This window comes from Faecalibacterium sp. 3, from assembly GCF_048323735.1.
GTDB lineage: Bacteria > Bacillota > Clostridia > Oscillospirales > Ruminococcaceae > Faecalibacterium > Faecalibacterium wellingii.
Map to the genome: position 1 here is coordinate 1,548,563 of NZ_JBLWFN010000001.1, position 17,750 is coordinate 1,566,312.

The window sequence follows — 17,750 nt, forward strand, 5'->3', positions numbered from 1 at the left end:
TGAGGGGCGATAGAGCGGAAATGTCAGATTTTCCACTCTATCTGAACACGGTCGCTGGTGGCCTTGATCGTAGAGATCAAACCATCGGCGGCTTTTCTTTTGTCGTCAAAATCTATGCTCTCCCAGTTGTCGAGATAATAGGATAACTTCTTTATCTGCTGGGGCGATATGGTTTCAACACTCAATTCAGCGATTGCCTTTGAAATGGTCTGGCATCGGGTGTCCAGTTCTTCAATTTTTTTGTTGGCGTAGGCAAGCAAGGTCGCATTGGCTCCGGTCAGCGTATCCAGCAGCTTTTCAATTTCTGCCTCCACCTGTGCCAGCTCCACTTGATAGGCGGTAAGTTTCGGATTGACTTTTTCCTCTCTGCCGTGGAGTATCTGAAAGTCTTTGAATTTTTCCTGCATGGCCGAGAAAATGAATTGCTCAAATTCTTCTTTGCGGATTTTCCCGCAGCCCGGACAGCCTTTGTTTTCCGTCCGTTTGGTACAGCGGAAATATCCGGTGCTGTTTGGTACATGGGTGGCTTTCAGAGCATACCCACAATGCCCGCATTTGATTTTTCCGGCCAGCCAAGTATTTTTCGGTTTCCGTCCCTGCTGGAAGGTGGTATTTGCCATAAGTTTTTTCCGGCATTTAAGCCATGTGTCAGAGGAAATGAGTGCTTCGTGTGGAGCGATAACAAGTATCTGGTCTTTTAAGCACCTGTCCTTGTCCTCCTTCACATCCCGCCCCTGATAGAGATAGCAGCCGTTTGTTCCGGCAAAGTCGGAAGCGTCATTGACAATCGCTGCACCCTGGCTCTTGAAAAATTCGTACAGCTCCAAATCGGCCTGTGCGTAAACGGGGTTTCTTAAAAGCTGGGAAAGAAATGTACGGAACATGGATTTGCCATAAATTTTTATGTCATGTTCCTCGAAGTATCGGGTAATATCTCCGAAGGAGGTTTCCGGTTCAGCGTACATTTCAAACATCAGCCGAACATGGTCGGCGGCTACGGGGTCGGCAACCATTTTCTTTGTGCGGATACCCTCTACCACAGTAGGCTCTAACTGATAACCGTATGGTGCCTGCCCGCTCATGTGGAAGCCTTTTAGGCACCGGGAATAGTAGGCGTCTGTGACACGCTTCTGAATTGTCTCACGTTCAAGCTGGGCGAATACAATGCAGATATTCAGCATGGCCCGGCCCATCGGGGTCGAAGTATCAAACTTTTCCGTGGAGGATACAAACTCCACATCGTACTCTTGAAACAGCTCCATCATCGTTGCAAAGTCCAGAATAGAGCGGCTTATACGGTCCAGCTTGTACACGATGACCCGCCGAACCTTTCCCTTGCGGATCTCGCCCAGCAGCTTTTGAAACTCTGGCCTGTCCGTATTCTTACCGGAATAGCCTTTGTCCTTGAATACCCGGCAGCTCCCACCTTTCAATTCATACTTGCAAAAGTCGATCTGACTTTCAATGCTGATACTGTCCTTGCGGTCTACTGACTGTCTTGCGTAAATACAATCTTCTCTGATAAATTCCATATTGGGCTCCTTTCCTTGTTGGAATGGAGCTACCAACCTTACAACTATATTATACCATCAGCAGCCCCGGACAACAATGTTGCGAATGATTAGGGAAATCTGTCCCCATATTTGCTGAACACCTCGTAAAGACAACGCTCAATTTCTTTTTTGCGCTGTTCTTTCTCCTTCGGGGGAAGTACCGGCGTGAGGCTTTCCAGCACAATAATCTTCCCTTGAAATGCGACAGACTTTGTTTCTCGTTCATAAGTGACAGCTTGCGTCATTGAAAACCTCCTTTGCGAAAGTTCGTGTATATGCCAGCCTTTCCCGCTTGTCCCGTGGGGAAATGTCAAAAGACGGCACCCAGCAGGTGCCGCCCTTTGAGCTTTCTCCACTTCGGGTCAATGTGGCCCGAGGTCAGTAAGGACTGGAAAGGTACTTTTCTTTGGCGTCCTCCACGCTGTTGAGGTCGAATACTTCATAAAGCTGCCCCACAACACGCCGTATATCCTTCTTTGAAAATCCGCAGTCCTCCATTGCCATAATGACATAACCACGGCAGGCGTCATTGCTCCATTCGTCCGGTTCCAAGCCGGGGATCATTCCAAACGCATTTCCCATAAAGTGTTCCTTTTTTGAAAAGATGGGGAGCCACGCCGGATCGGTTAGCCTATCATCAGACAGCATTGCCGGGGGCTCCCCATAGGTTTTCACTTCATTTCAGACACACCGGACGGGCATAGGCTTCATGCCCCATAGTATTTCAACTCTCCCCATTCTGATGGCAAGGCGTTCTCATTGCCTGCGACGGCTCACGGCTTGCAAGGCCGCTTCAACGCTCGGACTGTGACTAAACGCAAGTATCCGGGTTCTGCGCCTGTTCCGGTGGAGCCAGCCTTGCCCCACCTATGGCATGGACCTGTTCGCTCGCTCAGTTTTACAAAGACTGTATTCTTTGAAATCCGAGGTCATGGCGGGTCTGTCACACAGCGCGTTCCCCTTCGTATCCGGGTGTCTTTTTATTCAATTTTCAATCTGCATGAGGCTTGTCTGAACCTCGGGCCATTGTGACCCGAAGTGTTTTGCCTCTCATAAGCCATTTCATTTTCCGGCCTAAATCGGTACGCCTTACAAAGAATTTTTCAAAATTTTTTCTAAGCGCCGCAGACCTCGCTCGATTGCGACACGAACCACTTTTTCATGGACGCCCTCTGCCAGGGCAATGTCCTGTTTGGTCATGCCGAGAATGAAATGAGCATAAATCCGTTTTGCCTGTTTGTCCGGCAGATTGGCAATCGCTGCGTGAAGTTCCTGCATGGTCACTTTCCGCTCATACAGTTCATGGGGAGATAAGGCAACAAAGACAGCTTCATGCTCCAGCCCGTCATCCCGATCAAGGGAATAGTAGGCTTTGTGGCGGTATGTACGCAGCCGGTAGGCAGCCTCTTTACGATCAAACTCTTTGAACATTTCTGCAACTTCTTCCGATACTTCCATGAAGCAATCCGATGTATAGAATGGGTAATAGTCCCGCAAATTGATAATAGCCATATTGACCTCCGTTTCGGTTGTTGGTTGACGAGTGACCGAAACGAAGGCGGCGGGGAGCGACACTGGGGAATGACTTCGGGCCAACATGACCCGAAGCAGCCCCATAAGAACACAAAAGCGCCCGGGCGGCATGAAGCCACACGGACGCATGAAATGACATAACAATTAAGGTTCCAACAAATTTCGCATACATAGCCGGAATAACCCGGAGGCGGAGCTATGCTTTTTTTAACTGATGTAGGTCATGGGTACTATGAAAAAAGGCAAAAATAGACACGGCGGCAATCCTCCTATATGCCGCCGTGGATTTACACGGTGTTAGGTCGTCGTTGGTTTAGGATAGACGAAAAGAAACGGCGGCTCTGAAAATCAAAGCCACCGCTTCATGGGCGTGTGAATGTGTCTGCTTTACGACGGCTTTTTTTCTTTTGCCGTCGTGCGGCAGATTATTCCATATTTATGAAACTTGGTGCTTCGCAAATATATGGCGAGAAAAACCAGCGCCAATTCCCAAAAAGATCAATGCCGTTGGGATTGCCCATATCGCATACAGCATACCGTTGCTCATTTGTTCCACCGATAGAAGCGAAACAGCCAGAACATGGTAGACAGGAAGAAGCCCGACCAATCGGAACAATGGATTTGTTTCCGGGATCGGCAGCAAAACCGGGAACAGAAAAATTGCCATTGCCGCAACCAAAGCTACAATCTGATTTTTACTGATTGCAGACATCAACAATGTAATTCCTGTAACGCTGATGGTACAGGTAAATGCCAACAGGATTTGATATTTGAGCAGCGTCCCACAGGTGATATTAAAAGGGATAAATGCTTCAACATATTCGCTGGGAGCAAATAGAATACTGCAATTCAATCCTTCCGTTCCGTAAAAAGCACGCGCAAGAAATAAGTTAAAAGCTACTATCAGCGCAGTGGTGAGAATGGCGGTGAGAATGCCAGCTACTACCTTTGCAGTAGCACATTTGGTTTTTCCGTATTTGCTTGTCAATATGATATTGTCAACGCCTTCATACTCGCCGGAGAAAATCGGAGCAAGCATGATGATAACCGCAAGAGCAAGCGCGATAAAAACCCGCACCATGTTTTTACTTGTTGAAAGCCAACCATCTACATAGCCAATTTTGATTTCTTCATTACCGAACACATCGGAAACACTCAATCCGTTCCAATTTCCGTTCAGATCTGAAAATCGTGAAAAGGCTGCGGATTGCATGGCGTTTTGGTAAATATAGGCCGCATTCAACCCATGCAAATCTGATGTCGGCGCAAAATCAGACATCATTTGTCGCACTTTTTCATCGGTCAGGATTCCTTCATACTTTGCTGCGATTTCCTTGTCGATTTCTACTGCTGCTTTGCCGGAACCTTCACCGGCGTTCTGGTCAAAAGCGTATTTGTTTTGATAGGTGGAAAAAGAAAGCAAAGCAGAGAATAGAAGTATCCCGATAAGGGTAACCATAGATAAACGCTTGGAAAAAATCTTCCGCAGTTCAAAATAAATTAGTTTTTTCATTCTTCACAGCCTCCTTTGAAATAGAACAGGTACAAATCTTCCAAAGTAGGCTGTACCCTTACTGCATTTTCCATCGGCGGACGATCTCCAACAATCCGCAGGATTGTCTGGTTTTCGCTGGTATTCCGCAGATTGCTTGTATTATAGGAAGCCGCGTATTTTTCCGCATAGGCAGTCGGAACCGTACATTCCCATACTTGACCGTTGATTTCAGAAGTAATCTCCTGCGGATTTCCAAAATGAATGATTTGCCCGGACTTCATCATAATGATTTCCTCCGCGATAAACTCCACATCGGAAACAATATGCGTAGACAGGATTACAATGCGGTCTTTGGAAAAGGCACTAATCAAATTGCGGAAACGGACGCGTTCTTTCGGGTCAAGCCCCGCCGTCGGCTCGTCTAAAATCAAAATGCGGGGATCATTGAGCATGGCTTGTGCAATCCCTAAACGCTGTTTCATGCCTCCCGAAAAAGTTTTGATTTTGTGCTTACTTTCCTTTGATAAATCTACCGCTTCCAGCAGTTCTTTTGATTTCTTCCGCGCTGCCTTCTCGTCCAAGCCTTTTAGGGCAGAAACATATAGCAGGAAGTCAAACGCTGAAAAGTCCGGGTAATATCCGAAGTGCTGGGGCAAGTAGCCCAAGAGGCTTCGATAGCGTTCACCCAGCCCAACAGCATTTTTCCCATTCAACAGTATTTTTCCGGAAGTGGGATTTTGGATATTGCAAAGCAGCCGCATTAGCGTTGTTTTTCCTGCGCCATTTGCGCCCAGCAAGCCGTAGACACCATTAGCCAGAGTAATATTCAAATCGTCTACGGCGATTTTGGAACCGAACTTTTTTGTCAGTCCAACTGTCTTTAATTCCATAAAAAAGCTCCTTTCTCCATAGGGAGCAATAAAATACTCTCCATGTGTTTTCATGGAGAGTATAGCGGGTAAATATCTATTTTTTATCTACAAGACAGGAGTTTTGAAGAAGGCGGAAACTTTTGCTCCCACTTCGGTATTTTCAATCCTCAGATAACCGTTATGGTGTTCACAAAGTAGCTTACAAATATATAACCCAAGTCCGAAATGCTCGGAATGGTTGCTTTCCCCTGTGAAGTACGGATTTGCGGCTTTTTGTAGGCTGTCTTTATCAAAACCATTCCCATCGTCCGATACGGAAAGCAGCAAACCGTTGTCATGCAAGGCGAAAGATATTGTTACCAAAGTACGGGCATACCGCACAGCATTAGAAATCAAGTTGTTGCATACCTGTGAGATAAATGCACTGTCAAGAGATAGCTGCAAAATAGGGATGTCATTTTGTAAAATCAACTCTTTTCCGTTTTTCGTACAAACGATTTTTGCGCTGTCATATAAAGAAGATACCAACGGTTGCAAGTCAATCAACTTGTAATCCGGCTGCGTATCTTCCATACGCCTAAGATTGCTCATACTGCTCACATAGTTTTCCATACGGGAAATATGCTTTCCCATTGTGGCGGCGGTTTCCCTCGTTTGGGAATTGTCGCTGGCTTGCAGCATTTCATTATAGCCTTTTAGTACCGTCAGAGGGGTACGCAAATCGTGAGCAAAAGCGGCGTTGAGTGCTTTTCTTTCTTCAACTTGCCGCCACATTTTAGAGAAATTATCCGCAAGGGTTGTCCGCATGATTTCAAAGGACGCGCAAAGCTGCCCCAATTCATCGTTGCTGTCATAGTCGATTGAAAAGTCCAAATCATTGTTCGCTATTTTTTCAGAAGCCGCCCGCAGTTCAGCAAGCGGTTTTTTCAGTTTATTTTTGTAAAACAATAGCGCAGCCGCTATGATACAGAATGCAGAATAAATAGGGGGTGTAACGGTTGGCAACAAATCTAATATAGCAAGCAATTGTTCGTCTTGTTCGTTCAAGACAGGCAGCTCCTTATAAATATAAGTTCCTTCTCCCAAACGTTCCCCCTGTTCATTCGTCAAGTAGTATTTTTCGCCAGTATTAGGGTACTTTTCATTGATTTTATCGGCGACAGTTTCACATACAGAAGCAGTCATAATTGATAGGGCAAGAGCGAACATAACAAAGAGAACAATATAGAGTACAAGACTTTTACGCAGAGATAAATTTTGTACGGGTCGCATTATTTTAACCATTTATATCCGCACCCCCAAACTGTTTCAATATATACCCGGTCTGTATATGCCGCAATCTTTGTTCGTATCCTGCGGATATGCTCTGCCACAACGCTGCTGTCGCCCTCGCTGTCATAACCCCAAATACGCTCATAAATCCGTTCTTTATCAAAGACCTGTCCCGGATTTTGAGAAAGCAGTTCCACAATATCAAATTCCTTTTTTGCAAGACCGACACGCTTATCACCAAAGAACAAGCAACGTTCCGAATAGTCAATCGTCAAATCACCGGAAAACTTGACTTGCGCTTCAAAGTTGTGTCGCGCTTCCCGGCGCAGATGAGCGCACACCCGCGCTTCAAGTTCCATAAGTGAAAAGGGCTTCACAATGTAATCGTCGCCGCCAACAGCAAAGCCGTTTACCTTATCTGTATCTTCGATTCGGGCAGTCAGAAAAAGGATTGGGCAGGATATGTGATCGCGGATACGCTTGCAAACCTCTAACCCGTCCGTTCCGGGCATATTGATGTCAAGCAAAATAATATCCGGTTGTTTTTCCACTTGCTTTAGTGCTTCTGCACCATTGGAAGCAGGCAAGACACGAAAGCCCTTGCTTTCAAAAAAGCTGCCGAGCATAGAAACAATATCGCTTTCATCGTCAGCAATCAGTATCTTTGCATTCATTATGCTCACCTCCTAACAGCAAATATAGCAATCCTTTTTCAATTATTTATCTATTTTCCGAAAGTCTTTTGTACGAGCATCCATAGGCTTCTCCGCAGTTTTAGGGAGCAGCCAAACACCGGCCATTTTCACAGCGCCGAGGATACGCCCTCCGGCACAATAATAATTTACCCTACGAGGTGTCACGCCCCACTTTTCGGCAGCCTCTTTCAATGTCATATAGTCCATTTCGCACCTCCACAGGATATATTATAGTTCTCTACCTCGAATAATACAAGTTAGAGCCTACACGGATGCGAAATAAAATACTACTTAATGTAAAATTTCATTACATTCTCATAATTCAACCCGAAATGTAGAATGATATAGGGTGATATGAGAATGAACCAAGATGAAAGAAGGTTTGACTTTCACGGCCTCGGAGCGGCTCTCAAACGAGCCAGAGAAGAAAAGGGCTGGACACAAGCCTATGTTGCGGAATTAGTAGACCGTGACTCCCGTACCATTATGAATATTGAGAACAAAGGTCAGTATCCCAGTTTCGACCTTTTTGTTAAACTCATTACTATGTTTGACGTTTCAGTTGACCAGTTTATTCATGCGGACGGAGGGGCAAGGTCAAGCTCTTGCAGAAAACACATTGATGTACTTCTAAACTCCATGACTGAAAAAGAGCTTGTCGTAATAGAAGCCACAGCCGAGGGCATTAAGAAAGCCAGAGAAACGGAGGTTCCAGAATAAGGACCTCTGTTTTTTTGCGCCATTTTAGGGGCTGCCGCTAAGTGGCAAGCAATGCCTCTGTGGCCACAAGTGGCACAAAGGCGGCTTGTTGGGGCTCGCCCCAAACCCGTATCTTCGGGCCAACATGGCCCGAAGTGTCAGCGTCGCTTTGCTCCTTATTTTCATAACCTTAACGCTCCTTTTCCTGCTTTCTTCCCGGCTCGGTGTAGCCCATCAGAGTGTCAATGTTCGCCTTGATCGTGACGATCTCCTGCATATCCCGTCGTGCCTTCTGGTATTCTCCATAGAGCTGTTTTTTCTTTGCTGTGAGCTTGCGGCCTTCCTCCTTCAGCACATCCATTTTAGGGAGCTTCGCCCCGCCCAGCAGAGAGCGCATTTCCGCTTGTGCAGCCCGGTACAGTTCAAGGTCGGCCTCATGCTCCGCAAGGAATTTCCGGCTGTACTTCGTCGCCTTATACTGCTCAAAGACTGGGCGGGTTTTGGCATACTGAACCGTTGCGGCCTTTAGCCCGGCATTGGTTTTCATGGCCTGCTCCGTCTGCTTGACCTGTTCGGAAATAACATGGAAACGGTCTGCCGCCTCGGTGGCTTTCTTCGCCAACTGCTCATAATCGGTCAGGTTATTGTCCTGTATATAGGCAAGAGCGGCGGCCATCTGCTTAATGTTAAATACCTTCGCCCAGCGTTCATATCCCGGCCCCTTACCGGCAGCCAGCTTTGCTTGAATATCCACCGCCAGACTGATTTTCCGCTCCGAGCGCCCGGGGCGTTTTTCTTTACCCTCAATGGCGGACAGAACATCTTGCAAGTCGTAGCCGTCCCCCAGCGTGGAGGCACGCAGACGGGTGAAGCGTTCCTGTCCCTGCCCGGTCAGCCGGAAGCTGATACCGCCGCCCCGAACCGTCTTGACCTCATACCCGGCCCGCTTCATCAAATTGAGAAATTCGTCCAAATCAGCGGGGCGTTCCGCCAACGCAGTATCAATGGCAAGGCGCAGCCTGTCCTGATAGGAAAGCGGCCCTTTCCGGTCTTTCTGCCACTCTCCATAGTTCCGATACTTGCCCTTGCTCCGGGGCTTCGGGTTCTCCACGATGGATAGCCCGTTTTCAAGGCACAGCCTGTCAGAGAGCCGCCGAAGGGCGAAGCTGGAGCCCCAAAAATTTCGGAATTTCCGGGTGCAGTCAAGGGTGGTGGAGTTGTAATAAATGTGACAATGGATGTGCTGCTTATCGGTGTGCGTGGTAACGATAAAAGCGTGCCGCCCCTTTGTCCAGCGCATAGCCAGCTCATAGCCGATACGGTTCGCCTCCTTCGGGGTGATCTCGCCCGGATAGAAGGATTGTCGTATCTGATAGCACAGCACATTATTTTCTTTCTTCTGTTCCCGGCCCGTCATAGCGGCATAGCTGGCCTTTGCCAAAAGGAACTCGTCCGCCACGGTGGCCGGATCACATTCATAAGCGGAGATATACTTTCCGCTTTCTGTTTTCTCCGGGTCCTTGCCATAGTCCAGACAATCCCGGATAGCCTCAGCAATCGTTTCGCCTTCGCCCGCATGGCGCTGTAACAAAGTTGTGGTAGCCAAAAATCATTCCTCCTTTCCATGAGAAAGGGGCGGCCCATTCCGACCGCCCCGACTTCGGGCCAGTATGGCCCGAGGCTGCTTAACTTGCCAGAAACCGGTACAGAGCGGATTTGCCTCCGTCCAGCGCCCAAAGAAGGGAGCCCGCCGCCGCTTGCAGTCCATACGGCGAAAGAAGGAAGGCAAGAAACAGAAATACAATCCCGCCTATGGGCGTCGGCGTGAAAAAGAGAGCGACACCCAGCACCGCCAGGATCACAGAGGCAATCGTCAGCAGGACGGCACAAATATCAAACAGGAACACCAGCAGAGCCGCCAGAAGGGACAGCGCCAAAGCAAAGGGAGCAACCAATATTTTCAGCAGTATCTTCATCTTCAAAACCTCCTTTATCTATCCTTCCTACCTCTATTTTATCATGCCTGCCCGGGGACATAAATGTTGCGAAAGATTAGTAAATCCTGTCCCAAACCTTCGGGTCATACTGGCCCGAAGTGGTAAAAAAAGAGCAGGGCGGCAAGCCCCGCAACGGAAGCCTGCCGCCCTCGTCTTACTTTGCCACCAGCTCGGAGAGCTCCCGCAACACCTTTGACACCTCGCCCCACAGCTTTTCATAGTCCCGCTTCAATCCGTCGATTTCCTCCGGGTACACGCCATAGGTATGTGCGTGTATGGCAACCTGATTGAGATTGTTAGAACAGCGCCGTTGCAGAGAGATCAGCTCTTTTACGGGCGCAAGGTCGATGTGCAGGATATACCCATTCAGAGCCATTTTCCGTACATAAGCCCCGGCGTTGGAAATGCCCGCCTCAGCCATCCGTTCATGGATGGCTGCCAGCTCGTCCGGCGTTACCATGACGTGCAGATGGACATTCCGCTTGCGGTTCTCCATCAGCGTTCCAGCTCCCGGCCTTTCCGGCGCTCTTTGGGTTCCTTTACCTTATCAAGCGGTTTTGCGTCCAGCTCCGGGGGCGTGGGTGGGATGGGCGTGTTGTTGGGTACGCCGTCGATCATGTTGCAGTTCTGCTCTGTGGAGAGCTCGGCGGTTTTCAGATAGTTGTCTTTTTCGTGCATGGCGATCCTCCTTTATCGTTCCTCATGGTTTTTATGGCTCCGCTTCTGGCCGGGCTCCTTCGGGGGCTCCTGCCCTCTGGTTCCTTCTTTGAGCCGGGCGGTAATGGATGGGCGCACCCGGTCAGGATTGCCCGGTGCTGGTTTCAGTTCATAATCCTCCATCTGCTTTTCGGTCAGCGGCTTTGCGTAGGTCAGTTCGCCCCATGCCATCAGACTGCCGTCTGCCACAGGACGCCGCCTGTCATCGTCGTAGTTGACGATGGAAAGAGGCTGGTTATCCGGCAGCTTCGGGTAAGTTCCTATGTCCACGGGCCGCTGGGTGGAATAATAGCGGTAAACGCCCTCCGGTCCGAGCTCGGTATGCTTGACCGCCGCATGGTAAAGCTGCTGATAGTCGTCCACCCGGCGGTCAAAGTCCCTCTGCGCCCACGCCTGACTGGTTCCATAGCGACCCCAGTAGTAATCCCGATGGCCGTTTTCCCCCTCGGTAAACTGCCAGGTCACAAAGGGGCTCGGCGCTCCCGGATTATGCCCCAGCGCAAAGCCGTGTCCGGTTTCAAAGGTGGCAGCTTTCAAAATCACATATCCTTGTACTGTCTCCAAGAGATTCCTCCTTTCTGTGCCTCGGGCTAACATGACCCGAAGTGCTGGATGTTACGAAATAAGAGGGCAGACCGGGGAGAAATGTAATAAGATATTCCCACCCCGGAAACACCCTCAAAAAAGCCCGGAATGTCAAGCCTTTGGAGGCGGCAAATCGTAACAGCCGCCCGGCCTTTTCTTCCGCATTTTCCTCATGCGTTCCCGGCTTTTTCGGCGGTTCCCTTCGGCCTTGCAGGCGTCGGAACAGTAGGCTTGACGCCCCTCGGGCAAAAACGCCTTTCCGCAGACCGCACAGGCTCGCAGCTCCGGGGAGATGCCTTCCGTTGTCAACGACGCTTGAAGCTCCGGGTTAAGAGGCAGGACAGCCTCACGGAAATAACGGCAGTACGCCCCTGTCCAGCACTTGTGCAGCATACAGCAGGCACAGTCAAGAGGAAGGCACAGGCCGCTTTCCCGGTCATAGTTGGCGCACATCCCCGTGACCAGAGAACGGATTTTTTTCTTCTCGTCACGGGTCAGCTCCCGGGCGTCCATTTAAGACTTCGGGCCACGATGGCCCGAAGGGCGGGGCTCCACGATCAGCGCCCGGAACTTCTTCCGGCACTGTTTTTTCTTTCCTTTGCACTCCTTGTAATAACGGCATCCCTTACAAGGGTCGTCATTGTCCCAGCCGGGGTGCGGTACTTCCTTCATCATTCGTTCAAAAGGGCTGCTTGTAAAATTCATTCTCATTCCTCCGTATCTTCCTCCCACGGCGGGGTATTTTCGTCCTCGGGTTCCTCTGCGATCTCCTCCAGCTCCCCGTCCTCATATTCGCAGTAATCATCTTCCAAATCCGGGGCCTCATGCTTCGGCTTGTAAATCTTGAAATAGTAACCAATCCCACCGCCGGCCAGCACCACCGCACCGATCAGGAGCAGAGAGAGAAGGGGGCTGTCCTTTTTCTCCGGCTTGGGTTCCGGTACTTCCTCCACCGGTTCGGTGGGCTTTGGCTCTGGCTCAGGGGTCACTTCTTTGGGCGGTTCCTTGCCCTGTTCAGCAAGAGGCAGAAGGTCGTCTGTGGTAACGGTATTGAGGAAATAGACGTTCTCGCTGGTTTTCTGTTTGTCGATCACCAGATAAAACACGCTCTCGTCTGCTGTGGTGATGGTGTAGAACTCCTTTCCATCCTCGTCGGTGGCGTTGTCCACCACGGTTCCCGTCCCGTCCGGGGTAAAGGGGTTCTGGGTTTCCGGCTCCGCTTCGGTTTCCACCGGGGCGGGCGTTGTCTCCGGCTGCGGCTCGCTGCTCTGTGCATAAGCCGGGACTGTAAAGATCAGGCAACACAAAAGGCTGGCAGCCATCGCCGCCAGCCTGCGAAATTTAGTTTTCTTCATGGGCTGTGTCCTCCTTTTCGGGTGCCTCCGGCTTCGGGTCAGTATGGCCCGAAGCGGTAAGGCTGTTTTTGGGGTCGTTCAAAAAAGCCATAAGCTGGGCGGGCGTCAGTTTGAGGGAGCGCACCGCCTGCACGATCTGGCTGTTTTCTTCCTCCTGTTTCTGCTTTTCCAGCTCCCGGATTTTGGCCTGCCACTCGGCAGCCTTCTCCCGGGCTTTTTCCAGTTCCTTATCGAGCTTGTCGATCTTGTTCATGCAAGGACTCCTTTCCTCTGGCTCACAAACGCCCGAAGGCATAGAAATGTGTCTGCCAGTAGCTTGAATTGATGTTTGCGTATTGGATGGGCGAACCACAATGGAGCATCATCCCGTCGCCCACATAAATCCCCACATGGGACACAGGGCCGGGGCTGTCATAGGTTCCCGTGAAAAAGATAATATCGCCGGGCTTTGCCTCGGAGGGGGAAATGATAGCACACTGGTTGTAAATGCCCTGCGCCGTGGTACGGGGCAGGTTGTGGACGCCGCTGGCCGTGTACACCCAGCAGACAAAGCCCGAACAGTCAAAGGAGGTGGACGGGCTGGAGCCGCCCCACACATAGGGCCAGCCGATGTACTTTGTGGCTTCTTCCATGAGCGCCGCAAAAGCCGGGTCATCCAGCGCCTCGCCGGGTATCTCATAGCTGGGGCCGGTATCTTCGCCGCCGTTGTAAATCCCTTCCCACAGATAGGGTTTGTTGCCTTTGAGCTGCTGCATAACGGTGTAGATTTCCCGCTGCTGTTCGTTAAGCCTCGGCAGGATCACGGCGGGCAGCGTCTTGTTTGTGAGGGTCACATTGAGAATGTAATACTCATAGGGGACTTCCTCGGTGGTGGTTTCCCCGGTCTCCGGGTCGGTGCTGGTTTCGGTGCGGTAGCGTATCTCGACTTTCTCCGTCAAGGTCAGCTCATACTGTGCCTCGAAGATCTCCCGCAGTTCGTCCTGCACCTGTTCCCGGAAATACACATGGTACTTTGCCGAGAGATAGGACGCCAGCTCATAGGGGTTATGGCCGATCTCGTCCACGGAATAGCGGTACTCGTCATAGCCGGGATGGGTGCTTTCGATGTTCGCTACCGTCTGCGCCAGCTCGTTTTCCAGTGCCGTGTAGTCCTCGTCCACGCCCAGCAGGTCCGTATCCTCCGAGGCGTAGGAGGTGCCGGATAACGCATTGGCAAGGCCGCTGCCAAGCGTGGGAAAGATGGAGCTTACCGCCGACACAAGAAAACAGAGCAGCAACAGCAGGAGCAGGACCAGCACCGCCACGGGATGACGGGTCACAAACTGCGCCGCCCGACGGGTCGCAGTTCCCGAAGCGGCAGCGGTTTTCTTTGCGGCCTTTGCGCCCTGTTTTGCAGCCGCCTTTGCTTCTTTGGAATACCGGCGTTTCAGTTTCCATTTCTGCTGCACACGGGAAAGCGGATTGCTGGCAAGCTCCGGGTGCTCGGAGGCCATCTTCTGAAAATCCATATTGGCCCGGGCTTTTATGTCCTTCCGTTCCCATTTTGCCACCTTCCGGGTCGGGTGCTCCCGCCAGCGGCGTTTGGCATACCGGGTCAGTTTCCGGGCTCCGGCCTCGGCCACAAGTTCCGACTTATGGGCTCCTTCCACACCCACATTTTCATGCTCAACTTCGTGGATCTTGTTGTGGACATAGAACCATGCTTCTGTACGGGCTCCCCGGACAGCTTTCTTCGCAAGCCCCGGCGGCTTCTGCGCCGCCCGTTTCGCCTCGACCTTATCCAGCTTCTCCCGGGCCTTTCCCAGCTTTTCCCCGGCGCGCTCCGCTTTGGCCTGCGCCTTCTGGTACTTGTCCTTTTTACTCCCGGCCTTCTCGGCGGAGCCCTCCGGCTCCTGTGCCCTGCCGGTATCCTGCGGCCTGCTCGCTTCATCCTCCTGCCTCATGCGGTCAGAGGGACGGCTTTTGCGGCTGTCCTCTTGAAACTTGCCGCTTTTGGACTTCGGGCCATCATGGCCCGAAGGACTGTCCTGCCCGGCATCCTCGTCCTCAAACCGCAGACGTCGGGACGGTGCGGGGGAAGGTCCTTCCCGTTCTGCCGGTCCGGGGCGATTGTCCCCGGTATCCTCCGTCGGCCCCGGCCTTTGAAAATTCCGTTTGTCCGGTTTCTTTCCGATAATGTATCCCTCCTTTCCAAACCTCGGGCCATCATGGCCCGAAGTGTGTTACGCCCGGTTCATTTCCTGTTTTTTGTCCTCCGGGCGGGTGGTCATAATGGCGTACAGCTCGGTATTCTGCGGGAAGCGGTCAACAAACGGGATGGTGGTATTCCCGAAGAACAGCAGCCCTTCGCCGGAATTGGTATGGGTCACATAGGAAAGCTGGTGGGGGCTGATCCCAAGCTGTTTGGCTAAAATCTGCCGGTCCCCCTGTGCCTGCGAGAGTAGCACAAGGAAGTCCGAGTTTTCAAAGATGTTCTCGATCTCCGGGCTTGCCAGAAAATCCTTTACATTCTGCGTTAAAGCACTCGGAACGCACCCTTTTTTTCGCAGCATTTTCCAGATCGCCACACAATAGCTTGCCGTCAGACGGTCACGGAGCAGCACATGAAATTCGTCAAAGTAACACCATGTGGCGATACCGCGGAGGAAATTCATGGACACCTGCGAGTTTACCAAGTCCTGCATAATGAGCATGGCAATCGTCCGAAGCCCGGCCCCCAGCTTTTTTAAGTCAAGGCATACCAGACGGCGGTTTAAGTCCACATTGGTTTCATGGTTGAACACGTTAAGGGAGCCCGACACATAAATTTCAAGGGCCGTCGCCAGCCGCACCGCCTCGCCCTCCGGCTGGGAACAGAGCAGGTCATACAGGGTTTGGAGGGTCGGCATTTTGCTTGTTTCCGGGTCCTGCAAGTGTTCCCGGTACATCTGGCGCACACAGCGGTCAATGACGGTACGCTCCACCGGCTGCAAGCCGTCCTTGCCGCCGACGATCAGCTCCATCAGCGACAGGATAAAGTCGGCTTTCAGTGCCATCGGGTTTTCCTCGTCAAAGCTCAAATCAATGTCCATCGGATTGATGTGGTGGGGGCTGTCCGGTGCGATCTCGATGACCTGTCCGCCCAGCCGCCTGATAAGGGGCGAGTATTCGCCCATCGGGTCCACCACGATAATGCGGTCTTTTGTGGCAAGGAACACGTTCACAAGCTCCCGCTTTGCGGCGAAGGATTTACCGGAGCCCGGCACACCGAGGAACAGGCCGTTGGGGTTTTTGAGCTTTTTCCGGTTTGCCATGATGACGTTATGGGAAAGGGCGTTGAGCCCGTAATAGACGGCTTCGCCATCCATGCGGAGCTCCTGCGTCATAAAGGGAACGAAAATGGCCGTGGAACTGGTCGTCATGCCGCGCTTGATCTCAATGCCGTTATGACCCAGCGGAAGGCTGGAAAGAAAACCGTCCTCCTGCTGGAAGTCCAGCCGCTTCAAGGTGCAGTTGTATTTCTGGACGATACCCGACACCGTGAACAGGTCATTGTCCAGCTCCCGGCGGGTCGGGGCCATGTTTACCACAAGGAAGGTCAGCAGGAACATTCTTTCATTCCGGCTCTGTAAATCTTCCAGAAGGGTCTTTGCGTCGTTGCTGTACGTTACAAGGTCGGGCGGAAGTATGTCCATGTCGTACCCTGACCGGGCTGCCTTCTTTTGTTCCTCCACCTTCATCTTGTCAATGTCGGAGACTTTGGCCTTGATAGATTTTACGGCAGCGGCCTGATCGACGGTCTGGATATGGAGGGTGATGGTCATTTCCGCATCCATTTCCAAAAGCTCCGCCAGCAGCTTGTCCGAGAGCTCTGAGGCCAAAATCTGCAAGTAGGAGGCAGCGCCCCAAGTCGTCCCCACCCGGAACAGACGGCTGAAACGAAAATCGAAACTGTCCGGGGCGATAAAGTCTTTGGTGGAAAGCCCGGTTTTGGGGATCATATCCCATGAAAACCGGAAGGGGGAGCCGCTGCCGGGGTGGAGCTGCCCGTGAAGAAGCTCCAGCCGTTCCAGCCCCGAAAGGGAACGGCACTTGACGCCCAGCTTTTTGAAGTTCCCGCAAATGTCCGCCTCTACACGTTCCAGCCTTGCCCTGGCGGTGGAAAGGTCGTCCACATTCACGCCGAAGGTCAGGAGCTTTGTGCGGACAATGCCGTTGTTGCTTTTGGCGATCTGGTTTTCCAGCATTTCCACATACTCACACCGGACGCTGTTGTAATCATCGTCCTGCATGGGGATGTTCACGCTGTACCGGCTGCCCGGGCGGCTCCGGTGGTTGAGGAAGGAAAGCTGGAACGGAAGGCTGCTGTCAAAGTAGTTAAGGCAGGCGCTCCACCCGTCAAAGATGGCCGCCTGATCTTCGGACTGTGCGAGCTGGTAGTTGATGTCCTCGTATTCAATGGTTTTGGTGTAATAGCGGTCCGCTACCCGGCACACCCCGTCCCGGTACATTTCCCGGTAAGGGAGGGTCTGCTGGGCGGTGGTGGGAATATTCTTTCCTTTCGTGAACAGGCCGGTAAGGCCCTGTTTTTCAGGCTTTCTGCCTGCGGGCTTTCCGGCCCTTCTGCTGTTTCGCAATCGGCTGCGCCTCCTTTCTGGCGCTAAGCAGCGCATAGAAGTTTTCGGTTTTGTAAGGCCGCACCCGGGGATAGAGGAACCGGGTGCGGATGATGTTTTTCAGCACTTTTTCCAGCGGCAGGCCGTCCCGCTCATACATAGCCAGAAAGAAGAACGGGAGCATGAGGCCGATCATCAGGAACATGGCGGCACTGTTCCCGATACTGCCACGGGAAAACAGGTAAGCCGGGAGGCCCACCGCCGCCGCGCTGGAAAAACAAACAAGCTGGCGCTTCGTTAGGTTGAAGGCCAGCTTTGTCTTGATTTTGGAAAGGTCTTTTGGTACTGGCACATAGGCCATTTTGTTACACCTCCTTTATTG

General features: G+C 51.5%; 22 protein-coding genes. 1 reads left to right on the plus strand and 21 read right to left on the minus strand.

Annotation, left to right across the window (positions count from 1 at the left end):
• Window positions 1-23 precede the first annotated feature (23 nt).
• The 9 genes from ACNSPV_RS07275 to ACNSPV_RS07315 form a co-directional block, all read right to left on the minus strand.
• Complete coding sequence (locus ACNSPV_RS07275) at window positions 24-1,532, minus strand: recombinase family protein (protein WP_348583872.1); 1,509 nt, start codon at window positions 1,530-1,532, stop codon at window positions 24-26.
• Window positions 1,533-1,621: 89 nt separating this feature from the next.
• Entirely contained in the window at window positions 1,622-1,798 is a 177-nt protein-coding gene (locus tag ACNSPV_RS07280) for a hypothetical protein (protein ID WP_015553872.1), read from the minus strand.
• Between the two features lie 133 nt (window positions 1,799-1,931).
• Window positions 1,932-2,135, minus strand: a complete 204-nt coding sequence (locus ACNSPV_RS07285; protein WP_117851693.1) for a hypothetical protein — start codon at window positions 2,133-2,135, stop codon at window positions 1,932-1,934.
• 507 nt (window positions 2,136-2,642) lie between these two features.
• Window positions 2,643-3,065: an RNA polymerase sigma factor gene (locus tag ACNSPV_RS07290; protein WP_205506556.1), complete on the minus strand. Its 423-nt coding sequence runs from the start codon at window positions 3,063-3,065 to the stop codon at window positions 2,643-2,645.
• A gap of 457 nt (window positions 3,066-3,522) precedes the next feature.
• Window positions 3,523-4,599, minus strand: a complete 1,077-nt coding sequence (locus ACNSPV_RS07295) for a hypothetical protein (RefSeq protein ID WP_021651276.1) — start codon at window positions 4,597-4,599, stop codon at window positions 3,523-3,525.
• Window positions 4,596-5,471, minus strand: a complete 876-nt coding sequence (locus ACNSPV_RS07300) for an ABC transporter ATP-binding protein (protein WP_044961423.1) — start codon at window positions 5,469-5,471, stop codon at window positions 4,596-4,598. The genes ACNSPV_RS07295 and ACNSPV_RS07300 overlap by 4 nt, the downstream gene beginning before the upstream one ends.
• An 87-nt stretch (window positions 5,472-5,558) precedes the next feature.
• A complete protein-coding gene (locus ACNSPV_RS07305) occupies window positions 5,559-6,737 on the minus strand; it encodes a HAMP domain-containing sensor histidine kinase (protein ID WP_044961421.1) in 1,179 nt (392 codons plus the stop codon).
• Window positions 6,725-7,399, minus strand: coding sequence for a response regulator transcription factor (locus ACNSPV_RS07310; protein WP_021651273.1), 675 nt, complete (start codon window positions 7,397-7,399; stop codon window positions 6,725-6,727). The genes ACNSPV_RS07305 and ACNSPV_RS07310 overlap by 13 nt, the downstream gene beginning before the upstream one ends.
• Window positions 7,400-7,441: 42 nt before the next feature.
• On the minus strand, window positions 7,442-7,627 hold the full coding sequence (locus ACNSPV_RS07315; RefSeq protein WP_050005652.1) for a helix-turn-helix domain-containing protein: 186 nt from the start codon (window positions 7,625-7,627) through the stop codon (window positions 7,442-7,444).
• Between the two features lie 147 nt (window positions 7,628-7,774).
• On the opposite strand from ACNSPV_RS07315, the gene ACNSPV_RS07320 reads away from it, so the two are divergent.
• The gene (locus ACNSPV_RS07320) at window positions 7,775-8,140 is read left to right on the plus strand and encodes a helix-turn-helix transcriptional regulator (RefSeq protein WP_021651271.1); all 366 of its coding nucleotides are present in this window, start codon (window positions 7,775-7,777) and stop codon (window positions 8,138-8,140) included.
• 169 nt (window positions 8,141-8,309) lie between these two features.
• Here the strand turns inward: ACNSPV_RS07320 and ACNSPV_RS07325 are convergent, their stop codons facing one another.
• The 12 genes from ACNSPV_RS07325 to ACNSPV_RS07380 all read right to left on the minus strand — a co-directional run bounded on the left by ACNSPV_RS07325 (window position 8,310) and on the right by ACNSPV_RS07380 (window position 17,729).
• The gene (locus ACNSPV_RS07325) at window positions 8,310-9,725 is read right to left on the minus strand and encodes a relaxase/mobilization nuclease domain-containing protein (protein WP_008401432.1); all 1,416 of its coding nucleotides are present in this window, start codon (window positions 9,723-9,725) and stop codon (window positions 8,310-8,312) included.
• Window positions 9,726-9,804: 79 nt separating this feature from the next.
• Window positions 9,805-10,095, minus strand: a complete 291-nt coding sequence (locus tag ACNSPV_RS07330; protein ID WP_009901657.1) for a CD1845 family protein — start codon at window positions 10,093-10,095, stop codon at window positions 9,805-9,807.
• Window positions 10,096-10,270: 175 nt separating this feature from the next.
• A complete protein-coding gene (locus tag ACNSPV_RS07335; protein ID WP_012741672.1) occupies window positions 10,271-10,612 on the minus strand; it encodes a plasmid mobilization protein in 342 nt (113 codons plus the stop codon).
• Window positions 10,612-10,794, minus strand: a complete 183-nt coding sequence (locus ACNSPV_RS07340) for a DUF4316 domain-containing protein (protein ID WP_003500078.1) — start codon at window positions 10,792-10,794, stop codon at window positions 10,612-10,614. The genes ACNSPV_RS07335 and ACNSPV_RS07340 overlap by 1 nt, the downstream gene beginning before the upstream one ends.
• 12 nt (window positions 10,795-10,806) lie before the next feature.
• Window positions 10,807-11,430: a hypothetical protein gene (locus ACNSPV_RS07345; protein WP_418268262.1), complete on the minus strand. Its 624-nt coding sequence runs from the start codon at window positions 11,428-11,430 to the stop codon at window positions 10,807-10,809.
• A 99-nt stretch (window positions 11,431-11,529) separates the two neighbouring features.
• Window positions 11,530-11,931 (minus strand): cysteine-rich VLP protein, encoded by a 402-nt coding sequence (locus tag ACNSPV_RS07350; protein ID WP_270477446.1) that lies wholly within the window; start codon window positions 11,929-11,931, stop codon window positions 11,530-11,532.
• Window positions 11,932-12,129: a hypothetical protein gene (locus ACNSPV_RS07355; RefSeq protein WP_005927616.1), complete on the minus strand. Its 198-nt coding sequence runs from the start codon at window positions 12,127-12,129 to the stop codon at window positions 11,932-11,934. It abuts the gene before it with no gap.
• On the minus strand, window positions 12,126-12,773 hold the full coding sequence (locus ACNSPV_RS07360) for a DUF4366 domain-containing protein (RefSeq protein WP_270477444.1): 648 nt from the start codon (window positions 12,771-12,773) through the stop codon (window positions 12,126-12,128). Before ACNSPV_RS07360 ends, ACNSPV_RS07355 begins: the two co-directional genes overlap by 4 nt.
• On the minus strand, window positions 12,760-13,026 hold the full coding sequence (locus ACNSPV_RS07365) for a DUF4315 family protein (protein ID WP_005927622.1): 267 nt from the start codon (window positions 13,024-13,026) through the stop codon (window positions 12,760-12,762). The genes ACNSPV_RS07360 and ACNSPV_RS07365 overlap by 14 nt, the downstream gene beginning before the upstream one ends.
• 22 nt (window positions 13,027-13,048) lie before the next feature.
• Window positions 13,049-14,716, minus strand: coding sequence for a CD1108 family mobile element protein (locus tag ACNSPV_RS07370; RefSeq protein ID WP_348583868.1), 1,668 nt, complete (start codon window positions 14,714-14,716; stop codon window positions 13,049-13,051).
• Between the two features lie 279 nt (window positions 14,717-14,995).
• On the minus strand, window positions 14,996-17,425 hold the full coding sequence (locus ACNSPV_RS07375) for a VirB4-like conjugal transfer ATPase, CD1110 family (protein ID WP_412311819.1): 2,430 nt from the start codon (window positions 17,423-17,425) through the stop codon (window positions 14,996-14,998).
• Window positions 17,343-17,729, minus strand: coding sequence for a PrgI family protein (locus tag ACNSPV_RS07380; protein ID WP_003500106.1), 387 nt, complete (start codon window positions 17,727-17,729; stop codon window positions 17,343-17,345). Before ACNSPV_RS07380 ends, ACNSPV_RS07375 begins: the two co-directional genes overlap by 83 nt.
• Between the last annotated feature and the right edge of the window lie 21 nt (window positions 17,730-17,750).

Bases quoted from the DNA above. Each gene is read 5' to 3' on its own strand.
- ACNSPV_RS07315 (WP_050005652.1), bottom strand. From the start codon at position 7,627: ATGGACTATATGACATTGAAAGAGGCTGCCGAAAAGTGGGGCGTGACA.
- ACNSPV_RS07345 (WP_418268262.1), bottom strand. From the start codon at position 11,430: ATGTTAGCCCGAGGCACAGAAAGGAGGAATCTCTTGGAGACAGTACAA.
- ACNSPV_RS07350 (WP_270477446.1), bottom strand. From the start codon at position 11,931: ATGGACGCCCGGGAGCTGACCCGTGACGAGAAGAAAAAAATCCGTTCT.
- ACNSPV_RS07280 (WP_015553872.1), bottom strand. From the start codon at position 1,798: ATGACGCAAGCTGTCACTTATGAACGAGAAACAAAGTCTGTCGCATTT.
- ACNSPV_RS07310 (WP_021651273.1), bottom strand. From the start codon at position 7,399: ATGAATGCAAAGATACTGATTGCTGACGATGAAAGCGATATTGTTTCT.
- ACNSPV_RS07295 (WP_021651276.1), bottom strand. From the start codon at position 4,599: ATGAAAAAACTAATTTATTTTGAACTGCGGAAGATTTTTTCCAAGCGT.
- ACNSPV_RS07360 (WP_270477444.1), bottom strand. From the start codon at position 12,773: ATGAAGAAAACTAAATTTCGCAGGCTGGCGGCGATGGCTGCCAGCCTT.
- ACNSPV_RS07275 (WP_348583872.1), bottom strand. From the start codon at position 1,532: ATGGAATTTATCAGAGAAGATTGTATTTACGCAAGACAGTCAGTAGAC.
- ACNSPV_RS07365 (WP_005927622.1), bottom strand. From the start codon at position 13,026: ATGAACAAGATCGACAAGCTCGATAAGGAACTGGAAAAAGCCCGGGAG.
- ACNSPV_RS07335 (WP_012741672.1), bottom strand. From the start codon at position 10,612: ATGGAGAACCGCAAGCGGAATGTCCATCTGCACGTCATGGTAACGCCG.
- ACNSPV_RS07340 (WP_003500078.1), bottom strand. From the start codon at position 10,794: ATGCACGAAAAAGACAACTATCTGAAAACCGCCGAGCTCTCCACAGAG.
- ACNSPV_RS07330 (WP_009901657.1), bottom strand. From the start codon at position 10,095: ATGAAGATACTGCTGAAAATATTGGTTGCTCCCTTTGCTTTGGCGCTG.
- ACNSPV_RS07375 (WP_412311819.1), bottom strand. From the start codon at position 17,425: ATGCGCTGCTTAGCGCCAGAAAGGAGGCGCAGCCGATTGCGAAACAGC.
- ACNSPV_RS07290 (WP_205506556.1), bottom strand. From the start codon at position 3,065: ATGGCTATTATCAATTTGCGGGACTATTACCCATTCTATACATCGGAT.
- ACNSPV_RS07380 (WP_003500106.1), bottom strand. From the start codon at position 17,729: ATGGCCTATGTGCCAGTACCAAAAGACCTTTCCAAAATCAAGACAAAG.
- ACNSPV_RS07285 (WP_117851693.1), bottom strand. From the start codon at position 2,135: ATGGGAAATGCGTTTGGAATGATCCCCGGCTTGGAACCGGACGAATGG.
- ACNSPV_RS07320 (WP_021651271.1), top strand. From the start codon at position 7,775: ATGAGAATGAACCAAGATGAAAGAAGGTTTGACTTTCACGGCCTCGGA.
- ACNSPV_RS07300 (WP_044961423.1), bottom strand. From the start codon at position 5,471: ATGGAATTAAAGACAGTTGGACTGACAAAAAAGTTCGGTTCCAAAATC.
- ACNSPV_RS07355 (WP_005927616.1), bottom strand. From the start codon at position 12,129: ATGAGAATGAATTTTACAAGCAGCCCTTTTGAACGAATGATGAAGGAA.
- ACNSPV_RS07370 (WP_348583868.1), bottom strand. From the start codon at position 14,716: ATGAGGCAGGAGGATGAAGCGAGCAGGCCGCAGGATACCGGCAGGGCA.
- ACNSPV_RS07305 (WP_044961421.1), bottom strand. From the start codon at position 6,737: ATGGTTAAAATAATGCGACCCGTACAAAATTTATCTCTGCGTAAAAGT.